At 63.8% G+C, this 21,837-nt stretch carries 22 protein-coding genes; 11 read left to right on the forward strand and 11 right to left on the reverse strand.

The features are described 5' to 3' along the window. Positions 1-87: 87 nt before the first annotated feature. The 7 genes from QZ409_RS05900 to rnr form a co-directional block, all read right to left on the reverse strand. Entirely contained in the window at positions 88-1,266 is a 1,179-nt protein-coding gene (locus tag QZ409_RS05900) for an MFS transporter (RefSeq protein ID WP_296707811.1), read from the reverse strand. A 42-nt stretch (positions 1,267-1,308) separates the two neighbouring features. Continuing rightward, positions 1,309-1,767: a TadE/TadG family type IV pilus assembly protein gene (locus QZ409_RS05905; RefSeq protein ID WP_296707813.1), complete on the reverse strand. Its 459-nt coding sequence runs from the start codon at positions 1,765-1,767 to the stop codon at positions 1,309-1,311. Continuing rightward, on the reverse strand, positions 1,764-2,384 hold the full coding sequence (locus QZ409_RS05910) for a TadE/TadG family type IV pilus assembly protein (RefSeq protein WP_296707814.1): 621 nt from the start codon (positions 2,382-2,384) through the stop codon (positions 1,764-1,766). The genes QZ409_RS05905 and QZ409_RS05910 overlap by 4 nt, the downstream gene beginning before the upstream one ends. Positions 2,385-2,399: 15 nt before the next feature. Beyond that, complete coding sequence (locus QZ409_RS05915) at positions 2,400-4,460, reverse strand: hypothetical protein (RefSeq protein ID WP_296707815.1); 2,061 nt, start codon at positions 4,458-4,460, stop codon at positions 2,400-2,402. A 221-nt stretch (positions 4,461-4,681) separates the two neighbouring features. Beyond that, the gene (locus tag QZ409_RS05920; protein WP_296707817.1) at positions 4,682-5,398 is read right to left on the reverse strand and encodes an NUDIX domain-containing protein; all 717 of its coding nucleotides are present in this window, start codon (positions 5,396-5,398) and stop codon (positions 4,682-4,684) included. Continuing rightward, entirely contained in the window at positions 5,395-5,847 is a 453-nt protein-coding gene (locus tag QZ409_RS05925; protein ID WP_296707822.1) for a DUF983 domain-containing protein, read from the reverse strand. Before QZ409_RS05925 ends, QZ409_RS05920 begins: the two co-directional genes overlap by 4 nt. Next, entirely contained in the window at positions 5,844-8,144 is a 2,301-nt protein-coding gene (gene rnr / locus QZ409_RS05930) for a ribonuclease R (RefSeq protein ID WP_296707826.1), read from the reverse strand. Before rnr ends, QZ409_RS05925 begins: the two co-directional genes overlap by 4 nt. A 195-nt stretch (positions 8,145-8,339) precedes the next feature. Between rnr and QZ409_RS05935 the strand changes: the two genes are divergently transcribed. Then, positions 8,340-9,797: an MFS transporter gene (locus QZ409_RS05935; RefSeq protein ID WP_296707829.1), complete on the forward strand. Its 1,458-nt coding sequence runs from the start codon at positions 8,340-8,342 to the stop codon at positions 9,795-9,797. Between the two features lie 7 nt (positions 9,798-9,804). On the opposite strand, the gene queF is transcribed toward QZ409_RS05935, so the two are convergent. Beyond that, positions 9,805-10,266 (reverse strand): preQ(1) synthase, encoded by a 462-nt coding sequence (gene queF / locus QZ409_RS05940; RefSeq protein WP_296707831.1) that lies wholly within the window; start codon positions 10,264-10,266, stop codon positions 9,805-9,807. A 198-nt stretch (positions 10,267-10,464) separates the two neighbouring features. On the opposite strand from queF, the gene eno reads away from it, so the two are divergent. Continuing rightward, positions 10,465-11,748: a phosphopyruvate hydratase gene (gene eno / locus QZ409_RS05945; RefSeq protein ID WP_296707835.1), complete on the forward strand. Its 1,284-nt coding sequence runs from the start codon at positions 10,465-10,467 to the stop codon at positions 11,746-11,748. Between the two features lie 60 nt (positions 11,749-11,808). Next, positions 11,809-13,035, forward strand: a complete 1,227-nt coding sequence (locus QZ409_RS05950; protein ID WP_296707837.1) for an anion transporter — start codon at positions 11,809-11,811, stop codon at positions 13,033-13,035. A gap of 16 nt (positions 13,036-13,051) precedes the next feature. Here the strand turns inward: QZ409_RS05950 and QZ409_RS05955 are convergent, their stop codons facing one another. Then, complete coding sequence (locus tag QZ409_RS05955) at positions 13,052-13,279, reverse strand: hypothetical protein (protein WP_296707840.1); 228 nt, start codon at positions 13,277-13,279, stop codon at positions 13,052-13,054. 151 nt (positions 13,280-13,430) lie between these two features. On the opposite strand from QZ409_RS05955, the gene QZ409_RS05960 reads away from it, so the two are divergent. The 8 genes from QZ409_RS05960 to QZ409_RS05995 all read left to right on the forward strand — a co-directional run bounded on the left by QZ409_RS05960 (position 13,431) and on the right by QZ409_RS05995 (position 20,227). Continuing rightward, the gene (locus QZ409_RS05960) at positions 13,431-13,769 is read left to right on the forward strand and encodes a septum formation initiator family protein (protein WP_296707842.1); all 339 of its coding nucleotides are present in this window, start codon (positions 13,431-13,433) and stop codon (positions 13,767-13,769) included. 111 nt (positions 13,770-13,880) lie between these two features. Then, complete coding sequence (pdhA, locus tag QZ409_RS05965; protein ID WP_296707845.1) at positions 13,881-14,879, forward strand: pyruvate dehydrogenase (acetyl-transferring) E1 component subunit alpha; 999 nt, start codon at positions 13,881-13,883, stop codon at positions 14,877-14,879. Between the two features lie 74 nt (positions 14,880-14,953). Continuing rightward, positions 14,954-16,264, forward strand: coding sequence for a pyruvate dehydrogenase complex E1 component subunit beta (locus QZ409_RS05970; protein WP_296707863.1), 1,311 nt, complete (start codon positions 14,954-14,956; stop codon positions 16,262-16,264). 32 nt (positions 16,265-16,296) lie between these two features. Beyond that, positions 16,297-16,584, forward strand: coding sequence for a DUF5076 domain-containing protein (locus QZ409_RS05975; protein WP_296707848.1), 288 nt, complete (start codon positions 16,297-16,299; stop codon positions 16,582-16,584). A gap of 28 nt (positions 16,585-16,612) precedes the next feature. Next, the gene (locus QZ409_RS05980; protein WP_296707851.1) at positions 16,613-17,752 is read left to right on the forward strand and encodes a 2-oxo acid dehydrogenase subunit E2; all 1,140 of its coding nucleotides are present in this window, start codon (positions 16,613-16,615) and stop codon (positions 17,750-17,752) included. Positions 17,753-17,817: 65 nt separating this feature from the next. Further along, positions 17,818-18,792, forward strand: coding sequence for a lipoyl synthase (lipA, locus tag QZ409_RS05985; RefSeq protein WP_296707855.1), 975 nt, complete (start codon positions 17,818-17,820; stop codon positions 18,790-18,792). 7 nt (positions 18,793-18,799) lie between these two features. Then, positions 18,800-19,255 (forward strand): type II toxin-antitoxin system RatA family toxin, encoded by a 456-nt coding sequence (locus QZ409_RS05990; RefSeq protein WP_296707856.1) that lies wholly within the window; start codon positions 18,800-18,802, stop codon positions 19,253-19,255. 702 nt (positions 19,256-19,957) lie between these two features. Further along, positions 19,958-20,227, forward strand: a complete 270-nt coding sequence (locus QZ409_RS05995) for a hypothetical protein (RefSeq protein WP_296707858.1) — start codon at positions 19,958-19,960, stop codon at positions 20,225-20,227. A 47-nt stretch (positions 20,228-20,274) separates the two neighbouring features. On the opposite strand, the gene QZ409_RS06000 is transcribed toward QZ409_RS05995, so the two are convergent. Both QZ409_RS06000 and QZ409_RS06005 read right to left on the reverse strand, forming a co-directional pair. Continuing rightward, positions 20,275-21,021 (reverse strand): AAA family ATPase, encoded by a 747-nt coding sequence (locus QZ409_RS06000; protein ID WP_296707859.1) that lies wholly within the window; start codon positions 21,019-21,021, stop codon positions 20,275-20,277. 186 nt (positions 21,022-21,207) lie between these two features. Continuing rightward, entirely contained in the window at positions 21,208-21,534 is a 327-nt protein-coding gene (locus QZ409_RS06005) for a hypothetical protein (protein ID WP_296707860.1), read from the reverse strand. Positions 21,535-21,837 lie beyond the last annotated feature (303 nt).

Here is a 21,837-nt window from a genome sequence, read left to right on the forward strand (position 1 = left end):
AAGGGGACGGAGGCCATTGACGGAATAAAAGGGGCCGGATCGCTCCGGCCCAAACTCGCGGGCACCATAAGCAATGGTCCGCTTTTGTCAAGCGCGGCCCCGTCGCCATACCGCCCGCGCCGGTCGGGACAAGGCGACGATGAGCGCGAGATAGGCGAGGAACAAAGCGGCGAGGGCGTCGAACAGACCGCCCGGGTTCTCCAGGTCGAGGCCGAGGCCGAGCGCCGGCGGGCCGGCCATCATTCCCACGGAATACATCATGATATAGGCCGCGTTGGCGGAGCCGAGCCGGGCGCCTTGAAATTTCCCGGCCAAAATGGCGAGACCGACCGGATAAAGGCCGCCGATCAGGCCGCCCCAGAAGAAAAGGGCGACGGCATAGGTCGTCGGGTCGGCGGCGAGGGCCGGCAAAGCGAGAGCGCCGGCGAAACCGAAAAGCGCGAAAAAGGCCAGCATCCAGGTCTTGTTCAAACGGTCCGCGACCAGTCCGATCGGAATGGGGAAGACCACATTGCCCAGCGCCACGAGAGTCAACTGGAAGGTCGCCCAGGACTGCGGAAAGCCGGAGCGAACGCCGAACACGGGCAGCAGGCCGTTCAATCCGGTCTCGACCGCGCCATAGAGAAGGCCGGCGGCGAGCGCGATGGGCGCGGCGGCGAAGATCGCGCGCAGATTCGGCAGCGCCGGTCCCTCCATTTTCACCGCGCCCGCTTCGCCCGCCAGCGCGACCGGAATGGCGGCGGCGCCGATCAGGCCGGCGGCGACGAAAAAGGGAAGCAGCCCGTCGGCGCCGGTGAGGCTCAGCAAAGCGGGGCCGATGGCGAATCCCAGCGCCAGCACGGTGGCGTAAAGGCCGAGCACCATGCCCCGCTGCGCGGGCGGGGCCGCCGCGCTGATCCAATATTCGCTGACGACGAAAATTATGGTGAGCGAAAGGCCGAAGGCGGCTCGAATGGCCAGCCAGAGCTGGTAGTCGCCGCAGAAGGCGAAGCCCATCAGCGCCGCGATCCCCAGGGCGATGGCCGAGAAGACCAGCGCGCGGATTCCCATCCAGCGCGCCAGCCAGGGCGTCAGCGGCGCGCCGACAAGCGTGGCGACGCCGGTGACGGCGATGTGCAGGCCATTGGTGTGGGCGGGAAAGCCGGCGGCTTCGAGCCGCAGCGCGAGCAGCGGAATGACCAGCGACAGGCCGATGCCGACAATGGAAATGCAGGAGATCGCTGCGGCGAGCCGCTTCCAGGTTTGCGAATCGAAGGCGGAAAACATGAGCGCTTATAGGCCATGTTAGGCCGACCGGCGAGCCAACGGTCAGGGGGCCATCGGGAAGCAGGCCTGCGCCGAAACCGTCTGGTTGGCGAGCGACGGGATCAAATAGGCCGCGACATTTGTAAGGGGATAGGAAATTGTGACCTTGGCGTAGCTGGTGGAGCCTGACATCCCGGGGCAGGAGGTCGAAGCGGAGGTCGTGATATTGCTGACGGGGATCGTGAGGCCCCAGGACTGGGCCGCGGTCTGGGCGTATGTGGCGGTCAGGCTGGAGCTGTAGGTTCCGGAAGACGCGCAATTCGCCAGTTTCATCCCGATGCAGCGCGAGACCTTGGAGACGGTGTTCTGCAGGGCCTCCTCGACCCAGATCGCGCGCCCGAATTCCAGAATGCCGAACAAGAAAAACATCAGCGGAATGCAGACGGCGGCGAATTCTACGGCGGAGGAGCCGCTCTGGTCGCGCCGCAGCAAGGCGAGGGGAGAGAGCCAAGCGTGCTTCATTGGACCTGGATCACGCTGCTCGCCGTGATGGGCGAGTGAATCAGGCTGGAGGGCAGGATCATGGGCGTGTAGGCCCGGCTCGCCGAGAGTTTGACGAATTTCCCGGCCACCGCCCCGCCGGCGCAGGCCGAGCCGCAGGTCGCCGCGGTTCCGAAGGCGAAGCTCGTCCCCGAGCCCGTCGGGCAATAGCAGCTGGTCGCGCCAGACGTAGAGCCGCCGGCCGTCACGGTCGCGCTCCCGGTGGTCGTCGAGGCGGTGCTGCCATTGTTGACGTTCACGGAGGAGCTGGACCAGTTGGCCGCATTTGCGGAGCCGATCAGGGTTGCAAGAGTCGAGGCGAGCGGGGCTTCGTTGGAAGTGCCGACGGAACTGGCGTTGGTCAAGGCGACGTTCGAGGCCGTCGCCAGCGCCGAGGACAGCTTGAACTTCGTTCGCACCGCGAGGCCGAAATCGACCGCCGCGCCCAGCACCAGCAGGAATACGGGCGCGATCAGGGCGAATTCGACGATCGACGCGGCGCGCCGGTCGCGCAGGAAGCCTCGCGCGCGGCTGGCGCCTCGTGGTCTGGCCGTTTTTCCAGGATCATGCGGCCGCGAAATCGCTGCAGAGGATTCCATTCTACGGGTCTATCCTCACATCACGAATTTTGGCGTCGATGAGCCGGACCCGCCCGAGCCTGTGATGCAGGTCGAGGCTGCGGTCGTTCCGCCCGACATCGAGACCGACAGGGCCACGATTTGCAGGCAACCGCCGGTCAGGGTGTTGATATAGGCGCCGCCCGCCATGGTGAAGGCGCCAACGGGCAGATAGAACGCGCCCGACATCGAGGCGCCCGAGCCGCCGGAGAAATAGGCGCCGGCCGAATTGCCCGATTGCGGTCCCACGAAAAGCAGGAAGGCGTAGGTTCCGCTGGTCGGGGCGCTCACATTGACATTGCTGAAGCCGGCGGCGAAGCACAGACCCTTGCCAGAGCAGGTTCCGCTGCTGGGGGTCGTGGACGCGCTGTAGATGATGGTGACGCCGGTTCCCTGCAGGCCCACTGTCGAGCCATTGCAAGAGACGGAGCCGCCGCCGTTATTGCCATAGGCCAGATAGCCGTTGATGGAATAGGTTCCTGCGCCCAGGATCGTGCCGCCAGCCGTGGAGAACCAGCCGTTGATGTCGTGGTTGGTCGCCGCGCCGAGGCTCATGCAGCTGCCGCCGCCAGCATCCGCGTTCACATTGCCGGTGACCTTGAACAGGCTGGAGTTGCCGGTGGCGTCGGCGAGAGTGATCTTGGCGCCGCCACCCAGCCAGAACGCATTGCCGTCGCTCGCGGCGCCGATCTTGTAGCTGTTGCTCGTGCCCGAGCCCATGGTCAGGGTCGCGCCGCCGCTCACATAGATGCCGCTGGACAGCGAGAACGTGCTCGCGCCCGAGAAGGAGAGTGTGGCGACATTGCAGATGCTGTAATAGCCTTGGCCGCTGCATTTCGCGGTGCTGCGCCCGAAATTATAGGTTCCGCCGCCGGCGAAGGTGGTGGTCGAGCCGCCGGACGTGGTCAGGCCGAGCGCGAGATTATAGGTCCCGGCGCCGAAGGTCGTCGTGCCGGCGGCCGTGACCGTGCTGGCGAAATTGTAATTCCCCGCGGCGAAGGTCGTCGTGCCGGCGGTGACGACGGCGCTGGCGAAATTATAGGTTCCCGGGCCGAAACTGGTGGTCGCGGCCGTCGTGATCGCGGTGTTGAAATTATAGACCGAGCTGGCCGAACCGGACGGATTGAAGCTGAGGTTGAGGCCGCCGCCCAGTGAGAGCTTGGTGATATTGTAAGTTCCAGCCGGACAGGCGACCGTCCAGGTGCTGCTGGCGTAGGTGGCGGAGCAGCCGCCCGAAGTTTGTGTGGTGGTCGGATAGGATGAGAGGGTGAAGGAGACGGTCGTGCCGGTCGCGCCAACAGTGACGGTCGGCGCGGTTGGGCCGGTCTGTGACGCGATGCCGGCGACATAGGCCTCCGCCGCCACGACGCCGGTATTGGTGGCGAGAGGATCGGTGACCGAGGCGTGGGTCAGGGTCTGGGCGGTGATGCCGCTACAGCCCTGGGTCGGCGTCGCGCCGCCATAGCTGACGCCCTTGGCGGTGATGGTCGTGCCGCAGGGAACGGTGAGCGTCGCATTGGTGGCGATGCCGCATTGCGGCGCGGAAATCGCCGTGCCGCCGCTCAACGTAATGCCGCTCGACGCGGAGAGGGCGGTGATGCAGGCGCTCACGCCGCCGCCGAACTGGGCGTAGCTGGTTCCCGTCGTCGTCAGGGTCGTATGAGTGCCGAGCACTCTGCCAAGAAACAGCGTCGGGGTGGTGGTGACGATGACCCTCAGCGCGTTCTTGGTCGAATCTTGCGGCGAGGTCACGACGGCGGCGGCCACGCCCGCGACCGGAACGCCGTTCAGCTTGCCGACATTCTGGGCGACGGAGGTGGCCATGGCGAGAACATTGGAGTCGCCGGAATGCGCGCCGTAATAAGTGGCAGCCGCATAGGCCGCCATGTCGGCGATCCTCTGGTCCTCAGTCTGCCGTTCGAGCGTAAGGCCGTATTCGGCGACAAGCGAGACAATTCCGATCAGACCTGCGATCAGCGCGGCGCCGAAAATCGTAACAGTGCCGCGCTTGTCGGCGACGAAGGCCCCAAGGGCCCGTTGATCATGAAACGCACGCATGGGATGTCTGCCTATTCAAAAGCGTACCGTTGGAATATATCTAAACGGTCACCATTGAATAGCGTGTTAGGGATACAAGTTACATTTTATCGAAAGTTGCTCGTTTTTCTGGTTAATGAATAATTCCGTTGCGGAATCTGTGATTTAAGCTTTGTTTACCAAAATATTTCGAAGCTTTTTTTGTACAGGAAACGGTCGGGCTTGAGGGCCGGCGCCTCGCCTCAGAGCTCCTCACGCCGCCACTTGCCACGGCTCTGGTAATAGAAGGGCGTGGGCAAATAATGGCTCATGCCGGCCTTGAGCCGTTCCCGCAGTTCCGCCAGCACACCGCGCGTGACGTCCGGCAGGTCAAGTTTCTCGGCCTCGTCGAAGCGGACCCAGGCCAGTTCCACCAGTTCCGCGTCGGCATGGGCGAAGCCGTCCAGCCGCGCCGTCACGGCGCGGGCGTCAAGCGCGAAAAAGCGCGTGTCGAAACGCCTGGGCAGCGAGGGCGGGGTGATGGCGCGGGCGATGAAATGCAGATCCTGCAAATCGGGCAGGCACTTGTGCGCCGCATAGGTTCGCCAGGCCGGAGGCGGGCGTTCCGGGCCGCCAAATTCGCCCGAGCCGACGACATGGCCCGTCTCCTCGAAGGTTTCGCGGATCGCGGCGAGAGCCAGGGCGCGGGCGAAGGTCGGATCGGACCCGGCGCGGCCTTTCAGCAGCCGGGTCTCGACGCGGGCGTCGAGCGGTCCGGCGATGTTCATGCGGCGGTCGCAGGGCTCCAGCTTTCCGCCGGGAAAGACAAACTTGCCGGGCATGAATTTCAACGCCTCATGGCGCTTGCCAAGCAGAATTCTGGGGTTTTTCCTGCCGATCCCTTCGAGCAGGATCAGCGACGCTGCGTCACGCGGGCGCGCGGGCCTTGGTTTGCTTGCGCGTGTTTCACCTTCCATCATGGCCTGTCTCCGGAGAAGCGACGCTCGTCTGGCGCCTCCACCCCGAAGCCATGCATGCGCAATGCCCATTGATAGGCGATCAACGCGCCTTTCACGATGGGCAGCAGCCAGAGGCTCAGCAGCAGCCCGATGACGGGCCAAAAGACCATCTGCGGCCAATCCGGCAGATTTGGGAAGAGTTCCTGCCCCGCGATGACGCCCGAAACGACAATATGCCCGACAATGACCATGGTGACATAGGGCGGCATGTCGTCGGCGCGCTGATGGAACAATTCCTCGCCGCAGGCGGGGCAGAGATCATTGACCTTCAAGTAAGCATAAAAGATTTTTCCTTGCCCGCAGGCGGGGCATAACCCGCGCATGCCGCGCTTCATCGCCGGCCAGACGGGACGCGCCGTCAGGACGATGTCAGATGATGCGGGTTTGCTCGATTCGGCGGCGGTGATCATGCGTGGGTCCTCCGCCGGGACGTTCTCGCGGAAGGGCGGGCGCGCGAGGATTTGGCGGGCTTGGTCTTGAGCGCGCTGGCGCGGCCCGCGCGGGGCTTGCCCTCGCTCTGCATTTCAAAACGCAGGGCGCCGGCGAAGGGGGCGGCCTCGACGAGCTTCACCGTCACCTGATCGCCAAGCTGATATGTTTCGCCGGTCCGCGCGCCAATCAGCGCGTGATGCGCCTCGTCGTAACGGAAATAATCATCGCCGATGGAGGCGGCCGGGACGAAGCCGTCGGCGCCGGTGTCCGACAGCTTGACGAAAAGCCCGGCATGGGTGACGCCGGCGATACGGCCCTCGAAGCTGGCGCCGATTTTTTCGGCCAGAAAGGTCGCGATCAGCCGGTCGGTCGTCTCGCGTTCGGCGGCCATGGCGCGGCGCTCGGCGGCGGAAATGCGCGCGGCGATTTCGGCCAGATGTTCGCGGCCCATCTCGGGCAACCCGCCCGGGCCGAGGTCCAGCGCCCGTACCAAGGCCCGATGAACGATCAGATCGGCATAGCGGCGGATCGGCGAGGTGAAATGCGCGTAGCGGCGCAGATGCAGGCCGAAATGGCCGTAATTTTCCGCGACATATTCCGCCTGCGCCTGGGTGCGCAGCACGATCTCGTTCACGACATTCTCGTGCTCGGTGCCGCGCACCTTGGCGAGAATTTCATTGAACTGCATGGGCTTGATCACCTGGCCCTTGGCCAGCTTGATGCCGATGGTCGCAAGGAACTCCGACAGCGCATTGAGCTTTTCGATCGAAGGCTCGTCATGGGCGCGGTAGATCAGATGCGACTTCTCCTTTTCCAACGTCTCCGCGGCGGCGACATTGGCGAGGATCATGAATTCCTCGATCACCTTGTGGGCGTCGAGACGCGGCGGCGTCAGCACACGGTCGACCGTGCCGTCGGCTTTCAGCAGGATCTTGCGCTCGGGCAGGTCGAGATCGAGCGGCGACCTCTTGGTCCGTGCGATTTTCGTGGCCTCATAGGCGCGCCACAAGGGTTTCAGCGCCTCGTCCAACAGGGGCCGGGTCGTATCGTCCGGGCGTCCGTCGATGGCGTCCTGCGCCTGTTGATAGGAGAGCTTGGCCGCCGAGCGCATCATCACGCGATGGAAGCTATGGTCCAGCTTGTGGCCGTCCTTGCCGAGGCGCATGCGGCAGGCGAGCGCGGGCCTGTCCTCGCCCTGCCGCAATGAGCAGAGGTCGTTGGAAATGCGCTCGGGCAGCATGGGCACGACGCGGTCCGGGAAATAGACCGAATTACCGCGATCCAGCGCCTCCTTGTCGAGCGCGCTCCCGGGCCGCACATAAAAACTGACGTCGGCGATGGCGACCGTGACGATGAAGCCTTCCGGATTGTCCGGCGCGTCGTCCGGCGCGGCGTGGACAGCGTCGTCATGGTCTTTGGCGTCGGGCGGGTCGATGGTCAGCAAGGGCAGCGAGCGCCAATCTTCACGTCGAAAACCCTCGGCCTCCATCCGCGCGGGCCTGGCGGCCTCCGAGGCCTCGATGGTGTCGGGACGGAACAGGTCCGGGATCGAATGGGTGTTGATGGCGATGAGGCTGATCGCCTTTTCGCTGTTCATCGAGCCGAGCCGCTCTCGAACCTTGGCGATCGGCTGGCCGAGGCGACCGCGTGAAAGAGTCTCCACGCTGACGAGATCGCCGTCGCGCGCCTCGCCGCGATCCGCCTCCGCGATCCGATATTCCTTGTCGCGCATTTTCTTGTCCACGGGCACGATGCGCCCGCCGCCATTGCGAAGGTCTTCTCGGAACACGCCGAGGATGCGCTTGACCGCGCGCGACAGCAGCTTGACCACGCGGCCGGAATAGGCTGGTCCTCCGGTTTCGCGCAAAGGCGTGACGCGCACCAGGGCGCGGTCGCCGACGCCCGCCGCCGGGGGGCCGCCGACGCGGGCCTTTCGCGGCGCGAAAATAGCTATTCGCGGTATTGGGCCGAGGTCTTCCTCCCACTCCACCGGCACGGCGATCAGGTCGCCGTCGCGGTCGCGCGTTGTGATGTCGGCGAGCACGATCTGGGGCAGGGCGCCTTTTTCATGCAGGCCCTTGCGGGAGCGCTGGATCTCGCCTTCCAGCTCCAGCTCTTTCAGGATTTTCTTGAGAAAAATCTTGTCGTCGCCGCGAATGCCGAAGGCGCGGGCGATCTCGCGCTTGCCGATCTTGTCTGGCAAGGCGGCGCCAGCCTGCGCCGCCGCCTCGCGCTCGCGGGCGATGAAGGCGAGGATGTCCTCGCGGCTCGGCATGGGAGCTTTTTTGGGGGCTGGTTCTTTCGGCACAGCTGCAACATAAGGATTAGATTGCCCGGCGTCATCCGCGATCTTCCGCGACAGCCGGAGATTGCGCTGGTTGGCTCGGCTATTCGCTGGCAAAGCGTCGCAAAACTTGGCTACATTCTGCCGCCTGCCCCAGGCTAGACAATCGGAGCTAGTGTTCGCGCCATGTTGACGACGCTCGAACCGGCGCCCGCGCCAGCCCTGACAAGGCTCGCCGCCTATCCCTGGCTCGTTGTCGCAACGACCTGCATCGGCGCCTTCATGGGCCAGCTTGACGCGAGCATCGTGCAACTTGCGATGCCCGAGTTCGAGCGCGTGTTCAATCTTCGGATCAGCGATGTCAGCTGGATCGCGACCGCCTATTTGATCGCCTTTGCCTCAGTCTTGCCGATCTTCGGGCGGCTCGCCGCGATCAAAGGGCGCAAACTCTTTTATATTGCCGGCTTCATTCTCTTTACTGGCGCTTCGGCCTTGTGCGGACTGGCGTCGAGTTTCGGCGCATTGGTCGGCTTCCGCGTTCTCCAGGGCATTGGCGGCGCGATGCTTGGGGCCAATAGCGTCGCCATTCTGGTCAAGGCCACCAATCCACAGCAGCGCGGGCAGGCCCTGGGCCTTTTCGCCGCCGCGCAAGCCATTGGCGCTGGGGCTGGCCCTGTGTTTGGCGGCATTATTCTGGATACGCTGGGCTGGCGCTGGATTTTTTGGATCAATGTGCCTTTGGGCGTGATCGGGGCCATTGCAGGTTATCTGGTCTTCCCTGTGAGCAAGGATCTGGACCCGGACAAGCGCTTCGATTGGGGCGGCGCCTTGCTTCTAACGCCGGCCTTGATCTCGCTGGTGGCCGCGCTCAGTGAAATCCATGCCTGGGGTCCGACTTCCATTGCGTTTTTGTCGGTCGTCGCGTCCGCGGCGATCCTGCTGCCACTGTTCGTATGGCAGGAGCGGCGGATGTCGCCGCCACTGGTCAATATGGCTCTTTTTGCCAATCCGGCCTTTTCCGGCGGGATCGTCGCGGTGATCCTCTCTTACGCCATGCTGTACAGCATGTTTTTCGTGATGTCGTTCAGCCTTGTCCGGGGCTATCAGGAGACACCCTCGGTCGCCGGACTCCATCTCGCCCTGGCCCCCATCGGGCTCGGTCTGACCGCATCTTTTTCTGGACCGCTGGTTGACCGTCTTGGCGCCTGGGCGACAAAAATGGCGGCGATCGCCATCGTGGTCGCGGCCTTGGTCGTCCTGTCTTTCGTCATGACGAGCGGCGCCGGCGGGCTTTCTGGCGTGTTGGCGGGGCTCGCCCTGTTTGGCTCGGGATTGGGACTCTTCATTGCCCCCAACAACACTTCGACCATGAGCGCGGCTCCTCCGGCGCTTTCCAGTCAGGCGGCGGCGCTGCTCAGTTTAATGCGGGTCGTTGGCACTAGTGTCGGAGTCGCGGCAGCCGGTTCGCTGCTGTCGTGGCGGCTCGAAGCCCGTGGTGGGACCGGGGGCGGGAGCCTTGGCGTATCGCCAACCGTCCTGAATCATGCCGCCGTGGACGGCCTGGCCATGGTTGGCGCCTTTGCAATCCTCGCCGCGCTGGCTGTCAGCGTTGGACGAAGGGCGGCGGTCACAGCATCGAACTGATGTTCCGTCATCCCCGCCCGCGATAGCCAGCCACGCCCTGATCCGGCAGCCAGAGGCCTTTGGGCGGCTCGCCGGTCTGCCAGAACACGTCGATGGGCATGCCGCCGCGCGGATACCAATAGCCGCCGATGCGCAGCCAGCGCGGCGCCAACGCGGCGACAAGGTCCTTGGCGATGCGGATCGTGCAGGCCTCGTGAAAGGCGCCATGGTTGCGAAATGAGGTGAGATAAAGCTTTAAAGCCTTTGATTCAACGAGCCATTGATCTGGAACATAATCGATCACGAGATGAGCGAAATCGGGCTGGCCAGTGACCGGGCACAGCGAGGTGAACTCGGGCTGCGTGAAGCGCGCGACATAATCCACATCCGGATGCGGATTGGGCACACGGTCGAGCACGGCCTCGTCAGGGCTTTGCGGCGTTTTCGTCTGTGCGCCGAGCAGGCCGGCGCCGTCATGGATTTGAACCATTTCCTGTCCTCTTGCCCCGGATTTACGCGCGCCGAGGCCGCCCGGCAAGGCGCGCCGCCGGGAAAATCCACGCTGCGGCCTTTGGCCATCTTTTTTATTTCGCTCATCCGGCGTAGAAGGCGGCCAACCTTTGCCGCCAGCCTTTGCCGTCACCGCCAATCTGCCGCAAAGCCGCATTTTATCGTTCAGGGGAGCTGCATGACTGAGATTATCGACATTTTCGCTCGCGAAATTCTGGATTCGCGCGGCAATCCCACGGTCGAGGTCGATGTGACGCTGGAAGACGGCTCGTTCGGCCGCGCCGCGGTTCCGTCTGGCGCCTCGACCGGCGCGCATGAGGCTGTCGAACTGCGCGACGGCGACAAGGCCCGCTATCTCGGCAAGGGCGTGCTCAAGGCGGTCGAATCGGTCAATGGCGATATTTTCGACGCCATTTCCGGCCTCGACGCCGAAGACCAGGTCGCCATTGACGAGGCGATGATCGAACTCGACGGCACGCCGAACAAGGCGCGTCTGGGCGCCAACGCCATTCTCGGCGTCTCGCTCGCGGTCGCCAAGGCCGCCGCCGAGGCCGCCAAGCTGCCGCTCTATCGCTATGTGGGCGGCACGCAGGCCCGCGTGTTGCCGACCCCGATGATGAACATCATCAACGGCGGCGCCCATGCCGACAATCCGATCGACTTTCAGGAATTCATGATCCTGCCGGTCGGCGCCGAAAGCCTGGTGGAAGCGGTGCGCTGGGGCGCGGAAGTGTTCCACGGCCTCAAGTCCGCGCTGAAAAAGGCCGGCCACAACACCAATGTCGGCGATGAGGGCGGCTTTGCCCCCAATCTGCCCTCGGCGGAAGCGGCGCTCGATTTCGTCGCCCGAGCCATCGAGACGGCGGGCTTTAAGCTCGGCGAGGACATCGCGCTCGGCCTCGATTGCGCTTCGACCGAATTCTTCAAGAACGGCGCCTATCATTATGAAGGCGAAGGGAAGGTCCGCTCGATTCAGGAACAGGCGGAATATCTGAAGAAACTCGCCGTGGCCTATCCGATCGTCACGATCGAGGACGGCAATTCCGAAGACGACTGGGAAGGCTGGAAGATCACCACCGACCTGATCGGCAAACAGGTCCAGCTGGTCGGCGACGATCTCTTCGTCACCAATGTCTCCCGCCTGCAGGACGGCATCAAGAAGGGCGTGGCCAATTCAATCCTGATCAAGGTCAACCAAATCGGCACGCTGACCGAGACGCTGAACGCCGTCGATATGGCGCAGCGCGCCGGCTATACCGCTGTGATGTCGCATCGTTCCGGCGAGACCGAGGATTCCACCATCGCCGATCTCGCGGTCGCCACCAATTGCGGACAGATCAAGACCGGCTCGCTCGCCCGCTCCGATCGGTTGGCCAAGTATAATCAGCTCATCCGCATCGAAGACGAGCTGGGCAAGCAGGCGATCTATGCTGGCCGCTCGGCGCTCAAGGCGCTGGCCTGAACACTTCAGCACAAGGGACGTTGAGGGTTTTTCCCGCAACGTCCCCGAGGCTCCGGCGCCGTGAATAGTCAGAAACTTCTCGTCGCCCTCGTCTTTCTGGCGACCTATGGCGGCGTCGCGTTCGGGCGCCTGCCTTTTACCCGGCTGGACCGGGCCGGCATCGCGCTGGTCGGCGCGACCGCCATGGTCGTCTGCGGCGGCCTCACGCTCGACGAGGCGTTCAAATCCATCGACCTCGGCGCGCTGGCCCTGCTGCTTGGCATGATGGCCATTGTCGCGGAACTGGAGCTGGCCGGCTTTTTCCGCAGCGCCAGCCTGTTCGCGGCTCGCCGCGCCCATTCGCAATTCGCGCTGCTCGCCGGCATCGTCGCGGTCACGGGCCTGTTCTCGGCCTTTCTCGTCAATGACGCGGTTTGCCTTGTGATGGCCCCGCTCGTCTTGCGCGTCACACGCGCGCTGAAGCTGAACGCCAAGCCTTTTCTGCTCGCGACCGCGCTGGCCTCCAACGCCGGCGGCGCGGCGACGATCACCGGCAATCCGCAGAATATGATCATCGGCGCAGCGTCGCAGATTCCCTATGGCCGTTTCGCCGCCGCTTTGGCGCCGGTCGCCGCCGTCGCGCTGCTGCTGGTTTTCGCCCTGATCGCTTTCGTCTACCGGCGCGATCTCCGCGAACGCCCATCTGGCGAGCCGGAGATCGGCCCGGCCCGGGCGCACAAGGGCCTGACCTTGCGCGCCGCGCTCACGGCGCTCGGCGTCGTCGTGGCCTTTTTTCTCGGCGTTCCGGCCCCCAAGGCGGCGCTCGCGGGCGCCAGCCTGCTGCTGCTGACGCGGGCGATCAAACCGCAAAAGGTCTATCGCCGGATCGATGGCGGGCTGCTGTTGATGTTCGCGGGGCTGTTCATCGTCGCGGCGGCGGGCGAGAGGGCCTTCCTGACGCCGGACATCTTGCGGCGCGCGCAGGGCTGGGGGCTGGAAAACGCCTGGATTTTGACGGCGGTCACGGCGACCTTGTCCAATCTCGTCAGCAATGTCCCGGCTGTGCTCGCCCTGAAGCCCTTCATGGCGCAACTGCCGCGGGACAGCTGGCTGGTCGTGGCGATGGCTTCGACGCTCGCCGGCAATCTCACCCTGCTCGGTTCGGCGGCCAATCTGATTGTCGCCGAAATCGCCCGGCGTTCCGGCGCGCCCTTGAGTTTTTGGGATTTTTTAGTCGTCGGCTTTCCGGCGACTGTCCTTTCGCTAGCTTTCGGCGCAGCGCATTTCGGCGGGTGGCCGCCCGGCTGAAGTGGCGCTGCCTGCGTCAGCCGTTCAGGGCGCGCAGCAAAGCGGCGGCCTGGTCACGGAGGGCGTATAAGGCGAAGCCGGCGATGGCGAGCAGCGCAAGGCTCACGACGGTCCGGACGGGGGAACGCTTCTCTTCCTGAGCAACGAGACTGTCCACATGTTCGATCTTGCCGCCGACGCCGCGACGGCGCGGAGCGGACTGCCTCTTGAAATTGTTTTCGATCGTGAATCCCAGGCTGGCCATTGTCTTCGTCCCGATTTGACTTCGAGAGCCGCCATTTCGTTTCAGTTTGAAACAAGGCGGCGGTCTTGCTGAACAAGCTTCAATTCGGGCGCCAGCGAGCGTCTTTTCGATTTTTTAACCCTGGCCTAACCTTTACGCGCGAGAGTGACGCATGGTTGTCCGCACGCGCTTCGCCGCCATTGCCATTCCCTTGCTCTTCCACGTCTTCTCGGGCGTGGTTGGAGGCTTTTTCGTCTGGCACGCCTTCCACGGCGAGCGCGGCATCGCCGCCGATCTCGAAACGCGCCGCGAAATGGCGGAGATCGAAGCCAAGCTGAAGGTCGTGCGCGCGGAAAAGGCCGAGTGGCAGAAGCGCGTCGATCTGCTGCGCGGGCCGGTGGTGGACCGGGACCTGCTCGACGAGGAGGCGCGCAACCTGCTCAATCGAGTCGGCAAGACCGATCTCGTCGTGATCCTGCCGCAGGACAAGGGCCAGCCGGTCCTGCGCTGACACCGACGTCCATCTCGCTTTTTCATTGGCTTCGGGCTAGCTTTCCGGCGGGAAGGCCTGCGATTCCCGTGCGATCCGCCGCACGGCCGAAGCGCGGGCGCGGGAGGATCTATGGCCGCCGCAAATCTTGCGCCGCCGGAAGGCGGCAACGCCCGTCTGGCCGCCTTTCTGGGCGATGGCGACGATGTTTCGATCTATCGCGCCATGCTGCTCATTCGCCGCTTTGAGGAGAAGGCCGGCCAACTCTTCGGCATGGGCCTCATCGGCGGCTTCTGCCATCTCTATATCGGGCAGGAGGCCATCGTGGTCGGCATGAGGCTCGCGGCGCGCGAGTCCGACCAGTTCATCGCCTCCTATCGCCACCATGGCCAATTGCTCGCCTGCGGCGCCGATCCGCGCGCGGTCATGGCGGAAATGACCGGGCGGCGTGGCGGTCTTTCGGCCGGCAAGGGCGGTTCGATGCATATGTTTGCGCCCGAATGCGATTATTACGGCGGCCATGGCATTGTCGGCGCCCAGGCCTCGCTCGGCGCGGGACTCGCCTTCGCAAACGCCTATCGCGGCGACGGTCGCGTCTGCGTTTGTTTCTTCGGCGACGGCGCGGCGGACCAAGGGCAGATCGCAGAGACCTTTCAAATGGCGGCGCATTGGCGCCTGCCGATCGTCTTTGTCATCGAGAACAACCGCGCTCAGCCGGGCGGGACCGGCGAACCTGGCTATCTCGCCCGGCGCGGCGCCGCCTTCGACATTCCCGGCGAGACCATCGATGGAATGAGCGTGGAGGCGGTGCGCGAGGCGGGCGCGCGGGCGATCGAGCGCGCGCGAAGCGGCGGGGGGCCGAGCGTTCTGGAAATGCGGACCGAACGCTATCGCGGCCATTCGCTGGCCGATCCCGCCAAATATCGGCGCAAGGACGAGGCCCGCGCCGCGCAGGCGCCGGACCCCATCGAACGCCTGCGCGAAAAAATCCTGAGCAACGGCCTTGCCGACGAGGATCTTCTGAAACGGCTCGACGCCCAGGTTCGCTCCATCGTCGGGGAGGCGGCGGAATATGCCTCGCACAGCCCCGAGCCGAATGCGGCGGACCTCGATACCGATGTGCTGATCTGATGCGGGACCATTTGGAGACATAAATGGCGACCCAAAAGACGCCCGAACAGACGCTTCCCCAGACGCCGCATGAGATGATCGATGCGACGGTCTATGTGCTGATGCCCGCGCTTTCGCCCGAGATGAAATCCGGCAAGCTGGCGAAATGGCTGAAGCGCGAAGGCGACCGCGTCGAGGCGGGCGAGATTCTGGCCGAGATCGAGACGGACAAAGCGACCATGGAGGTCGAGGCCGCCGAATCCGGCGTGCTGCTGCGCATCCTTGCGCCGGAAGGGGCCGAGAATATCGCCGTGAATACGTCAATCGCGGTGATCGCGCCGGGCGATCTCTCCGCGTCTTCGTCGCTGGCGCTCTGCACGCAAGCCGCGGACGACGCGCCCGGAGAGGAAGAGGAATTTTTGCCGCGCATCACGGTGCGCGAGGCGCTGCGCGAGGCCCTGGCCGAGGAAATGCGGCGCGACGCCAATGTGTTCGTGCTGGGCGAGGAGGTGGGCGACTCGCAGGGCGCGTTCAGAATCACGCAGGGTCTGCTGCAGGAATTCGGCGCGCGGCGGGTGGTGGATTCGCCGATCTCCGAACACGCCTTCGCCGGGCTTGGCGTGGGCGCGGCCATGGCGGGGCTGCGCCCCGTGATCGAATTCATGAGCTTCAATTTCGCGATGCAGGCGATGGACCATATCGTCAATTCCGCCGCCAAGACGCTCTATATGTCGGGCGGCGCGCTGAACATTCCGATTGTGTTTCGCGGTCCCAACGGATCGCGGGCGCGCGTAGGCGCCCAACATGCGCAGGATTTCTCGGCCTGGTTCGCGCATATTCCCGGTCTCAAGGTCGTTGCGCCCTACACCGCCGCCGACGCCAAGGGCCTGCTCAAGGCCGCGATCCGGGATCCCAATCCCGTCATTTTCCTCGAACATGAAAAGCTCTATGGCCAGAGCTTCCCGGCGCCGCGCGAAAAAGACCATCTCGTCGAGATCGGCGCCGCCAATATTTTTCGCGCGGGCCGCGACATCACCTTTATCGCCTTTTCCCATGGCGTCGGCCTCGCGCTGAAAGCCGCCGAGCGGCTGAGCGAGGAGGGGATCGAGGCCGAAGTGATCGACCTGCGCACGCTGCGCCCGCTGGACATGAAGACAATTCTCGGCTCGGTCGCCAAGACCGGGCGCTGCGTCATCGTCGAGGAGGGCTGGCCACAGGGCGGGATCGGCGCGGAAATTTCCGCGCGCCTGATGGAAGAGGCCTTCGACGACCTAGACGCGCCGGTGGCGCGGGTGACGGGCAGGGACGTTCCCATGCCTTATGCGGCCAATCTTGAAAAGCGCGCGCTGCCGACCGAGGCGGACATTGTTGCGGCGGCCAGGAAGGCGCTCTATCTGAAAGCTTGAGCCGTAAGGCGACGCGCGAAAAAGGGAGTTTCATGAGCGAGTTGAAACGCGAATTGTCGGTTCCTCCCGACGTCGAGACCAATGGCGGCACGGAGATCCTGCGCCTGTTCATCAGTTCCGGGGCCATGTCCTTGTCCATGCAGCGCGCCTTCGCCGAGCCGGAAGCCTGGGGCCGTCTGCTGGCGGAACTGGCGCAGCAGGCCGCCGCGCTTTACGCGCGCGAGACGCCGCTCGACGCCGGGTCGGCGCTTTCGGATATTCGCGTCGCGCTCGACGCCGCTCTCGACCAGATCGAGTCCGGGCAGACGCCGCTGAATTGAGCGCGCTGCGGCGCGGGAGGGGAGGACCATGGCGATTGCGATCCTTATGCCTTCCCTCGGCGCCGCCATGCGAACGGCGAAGCTGAGCCGGTGGCTGCTCCGCGAGGGCGATTTCGTCGAAGCGGGCGAGCCCGTCGCCGAAATCGCCACCCCTCACGCGACCATGGATGTCGAGGCGCCGCGGACCGGCGTGCTGGCGCGTATCATTTTCGCGGCGGGCGAAGCCGAGATTGCGGGAGGCGCGGAGATCGGCCTGATCGAGCCGGGGCCGGCGCCGCATTTGCCGTCGCATTCTCCACCCTTTGGCGCGTCAGAGGCGGTTTCAGAGGGTTGCGGCGCGCGGACCGCCTCGCCCCGCGCCCGGCGCCTGGCGCGTGAGGCGGGTTTTGACCTGTCGGGACTTTTGGGCAGCGGTCCCCATGGACGCATCGTCGAGGCCGACGTACGCGCGGCGATCGAGGCGCATGGTCACGACGCGCGGCTGTCGGGCGCCACGCCGCTGCTCCGCACGCCCGACGGTCGAAGGGCGCCGCTGATCGACGCGGCGCAATGGTCGCCGCAGGTCCATCTCGAAGCCGATTGCCGTATCGACGCGCTGGAAGCCCTGCGCGCGCAACGCAACGACGCCACGCGCGCCACGCGCGCCACGCGCAAAACCCGGATTTCGCTGCTGGATTGCGTCGTCAAGGCGCTCGCTCTGGCCCTGGACCGGACGCCCCGCGCCAATGTCGCTCTCACGCCCAAGGGTTATATGTCGGCGCATGGCGCCGGCGTCGCCCTGGGTCTGGTTTTTGACGGCGATATCGTCGCGCCGGCGCTGCCCGCCGCCGAGGCGATGTCTCTGGATGAAATTGCCGCCGCGCGCGCCGCTTTTCTGGCCGGGCGCTTCTCGCCGAATTGCTTCGCGGGCGGCGTGAGCCTGATCGTCAATCTCGGTTCTTTCGGCGTCAAGCGCGTGTTCCCGCTCGTCATGGCGCCCTGGACCAGCGTGCTTGGTTTAGGGGCGTCGGAAAAGCGTGTCGTCGTGGAGGACGGGGCCGCATCCATCGCGACCGTTCTGTCCGTGACGCTGGCGATCGACCGCCGCGCGATGGACGAGACCGCGGCTGGCGCCTTGCTTGCGGCCTTCAGGGGGCTGATCGAACGTCCGGCTGGGCTGCTCGATTAACGCTCCATTGCGGGCTGGCGGATTAGAGTTTATGTGATCCGGGATCGTCTATCGGGAACAAAACCATGGCCGTCGTCATCGACACCCTGAACTCCGATCCTCGCAAGCAGGAGGAGGCTCGCCCGCGTCATCCCGAAAAGGCGCACAAGCCGGACCAGCCCATCATGCGCAAGCCGGACTGGATCCGCGTCAAGGCCCCAGGCTCGAAGGGCTGGGCCGAGACCAACGCCATCGTGAAGGCCAACAAGCTGGTGACGGTCTGCGAAGAAGCGGGCTGCCCCAACATGGGCGAGTGCTGGGAAAAGAAGCACGCCACCTTCATGATCATGGGCGATACCTGCACCCGCGCATGCGCCTTTTGCAACGTCAAGACCGGCCTGCCGGCGCCGCTGGATGCGGCCGAGCCCGCCCATATTGGCGAGGCGACCGCCAAGCTGGGCCTATCCCATGTGGTCGTGACCTCGGTCGACCGTGACGATCTCGACGACGGCGGCGCCGCCCATTTCGCGGCGGTGATCGCGGCGATCCGGCGGCTGAGCCCCGCCACCACCGTCGAGATCCTGACGCCGGATTTCCTTCGCAAGCCGGGCGCGCTGGAGCGCGTGGTCGCGGCAAAGCCGGACGTGTTCAACCACAATCTCGAAACCGTACCCTCGAACTATCTCACGGTGCGGCCGGGCGCGCGCTATTTCCACAGCCTGCGCCTGCTGCAGAAGGTGAAGGAGCTGGACGCGGATATTTTCACCAAGTCCGGCATCATGCTGGGGCTCGGCGAGGAGCGCAACGAGGTGTTGCAGCTGATGGACGACCTGCGCTCGGCGGAAGTCGATTTCCTCACCATCGGCCAATATTTGCAGCCGACCCGCAAGCATCATCCGGTCAAGGACTTCATCCCGCCGGAACAGTTCAAGGCCTATGAGTCCATCGCCTACGCCAAGGGCTTCCACCTGGTCTCATCCTCGCCGTTGACGCGCTCGTCGCACCATGCGGGCGAGGATTTCGAACGGCTCCGCGCCCGGCGCCGCGCATCGCGGGGGTGAGGCTGGAATGCCGAGCTTCCGCACCAGCCATGTGGTGAACCATACGCCGCAGCAGATGTTCGATCTGGTGGCCGATGTGGAATCCTATCCGCAATTCGTGCCGCTCTGCCAGACCTTGCGCATCCGCCGCCGTTTCGCAGGGGCCGATGGCGCCGAGGTGATCGTCGCGGAGATGGAGGTCGGCTACAAGGCGATCCGCGAAAGATTCACCAGCCGGGTGACGCTGGATCGCGCCGGGCATCGTATCGATGTGGAATATGTCGACGGCCCGTTCAGCCATCTGGAAAATATGTGGCGGTTCGGCGAGGCCGATGGCGGCAAATGCCGGGTGGAATTCTACATCGCCTATGAATTCCGCAGCCGCGCCCTTGCGACGCTGATGGGCTCGATGTTCGATGTCGCCTTCCGGAAATTCTCCTCGGCTTTCGAGACCCGGGCGGACGAGGTTTTCCGTCCCGCCTGACGCTGATCCGCCGAATCGCGCGCGCAAAGCCAAGGAAGCAACAGTCAGGCTCGCGTAAGAACCTCACTTTGGCGACAAGCAACGGCGTGACTGTTGTTAAGTAAAGCTTAACTTTGCGAACAGGGCGCGGCCCTGAAAAAGATGAACGGCCCCGCCGCCTTGCGCGCGCGGGGCCTTCTATTCGCTCATGGCGAATTCTGATTGTGATCAGAAGGTAATGCGGTCATTCCCGCTATGAAATCTGAACTGCTTCGATGATGGGCATCTCCCGTCAATGAGGCCGATTCCGTGCGTTTTCATCCTGTTTGGCGTCAAAACGCCGCGCCGGGACGAAGGCGGCGGGAAAAGGCGAGCTGAGGTGGAGTCATCGTTTCCGTGTTCCAAATCCTCATCGTTGGAGCGCCTGAACCGAGGCGAAGCCTGATTCCGGCGACGATGTTAGATATGGTCTGGTCGATCAATCCAAGGGCAAAGGCGTTTTAAGTCTTGACCGCTCGATAGATTTCATCGATCAGGTTACTGCTCGCCGCTCAGGTTCGTAGCCTGTCGACGTTCTCCTTGACTTAAAAGCGGCTCCGCACGTCTTTCAATCAAGGCTGCAACACATCGAAGTGTGACACCTTTTTTGCGCTCGTCAATAGGCGAATTCACATTTCCGTGCGCAGGAGCGCCTCCCTTGGTGGCGCCTCACGCCGGAGGTGAATGTCGCCGCCAAGCTGTGCTAAAGGCTTTTTGCCTGTTGTTCCAGCGCCTTCGCCGGTGCGACCGCGAACCTGTCACGTGGATGAGGCCATGAAGGGAATTTTGGCGCGCGTCGTCGTCACCGCGATTTTAAGCGCCATCCTCGCCGGACCGGCGCGGGCGAAGGAGCAATTCAACCATGTCTTCGTGATTGTCCTTGAAAATCATAGCTTCGACGACGCGGTCCCTAATGGTCCAACTCTTTTTCTGCGCGAATTCGCCGCTCCATGACCGAAATGTCGTGAAATTCCTCTCCATCTTCTGAATCGTCGCTGTCGTCAGTTATAGGTTGCCTGGCCGGAGCGAAGTGCTGTCTCGACTTCCATTTCAAGCCGCTGACAAGCCGAATCTAGCGAACGCAGATCCAGCTCATTGAAACGGATAACTGAACGACCGTGTTCCTGAAGGACCGTCGCCATCTGCGCAACCGCTCGTGCGGCGTTGAGGTTTTTGGTCAAATCAGATTCGAAGAGCCTCTCCATTGCGCTTTCGCGTTTCAGCCGACCCACTAGGCGGGCTTTCAGAACTTCTCGCGGAGCATCGACGAGGACTATCAAATCTGACACGGGAATGACATCGAGCGCTTGCGAAAGTAAATCGTGGTTCACGACGTTAAAGTAATTGGCGAGCGAGCAAATAACTTGCACGAATCCTTGATCGAAAATTTGAATCTGATCAGGTTTCGATTCACGCCAAACAGTTGCTAGACGCAATATGTACGCACTGAATCGTAGAAACCAAATCACGTCCTTTGGCGGGAGGAGCGCGAGGAGCTGCATCGCCACCGTAAACGCTGCCGCGTTATCGTATGGATGACAAGCCATTTTGGTCGTGCGGCCTATCGCACTTGCGACGCGATTTGCCGCCCACAGAGATCCCCCTGGGCCGAGTCGCGCGGCGGATTCGCCCGGCTTGTAAGAGACAAGGACTTCCGCTTTATGGCCGCAATCTTTTAGTCGCTGTGCGAACGCATGGGCGAGCGTTGTCTTTCCAGAGCCTGGCGGACCGAACAATTCGATGATCATCGTCGCCTCCCTGCTTTGGCGCAAATGGACCGGTCCCCGAACAAATCGGTAGATATTGGCGCAGGTAACGTCGCCTGAAAAGAGTAGCTCCCGCGAACAGCGTTTTGCCGCGCCTCCTTCCCAAGCTCGGAATTAGGGGCGGAACCCAAAAAAATTCGCATGTTCAGAGCATTGCAATTCATGGCCTCAGAAAGGAAAGGTCGATGAATCGGGATCAATTTCGTTTGATCGAGACGCATCTTTGGAAAAATGTCCGACAACCTCCCGCGACACGCACGGCGCCGTAACCTTCGGTGCGATTGGCGGCGCTAGGCCATTGTCATCACTTTCGACGAGGGCGCTCGCAGTCGGTATCCCGAGTCGGCCATTTCGGAAATCGCCCGTCGCGCGGGCGGCGCCGACAATCATATCGCGACAATTGTCGTCACGCGCTGAGGCGCAGCCTTCCAGGACGGGAATCGTTATGACCATTACAGCCTGCTCGCCACGATTCAGGATGGTTTCGATTTGCAATGATTGCGCAAGACCGCGCAAGCGGAGCCGATGAGCCGATTATTTGCGGATCGTTGCGAGCCTTGACCGCCGCTGTTCGCGTCGCGCCGTCTTGAACGGGGCGGAACGGACAATATCAATAGTCAGCTCGGGCAAAAAATGGCTAAAGTCACGTCATCCGATTTCCGGCGCAGCCGGCGGATTCGGCCGACTCATGTTGCGGGCTAGGGCTGGCCGGGTCAAACTGGGGCGGCGGCCCCGGCGAGAGAGGGCAGATCGAGCCGGGGCCGCCGCGGTCGCCGGTCTGGTTCGCGCCGGAGATGG

The organism is Rhodoblastus sp. (genome assembly GCF_019449565.1).
GTDB lineage: Bacteria > Pseudomonadota > Alphaproteobacteria > Rhizobiales > Beijerinckiaceae > Rhodoblastus.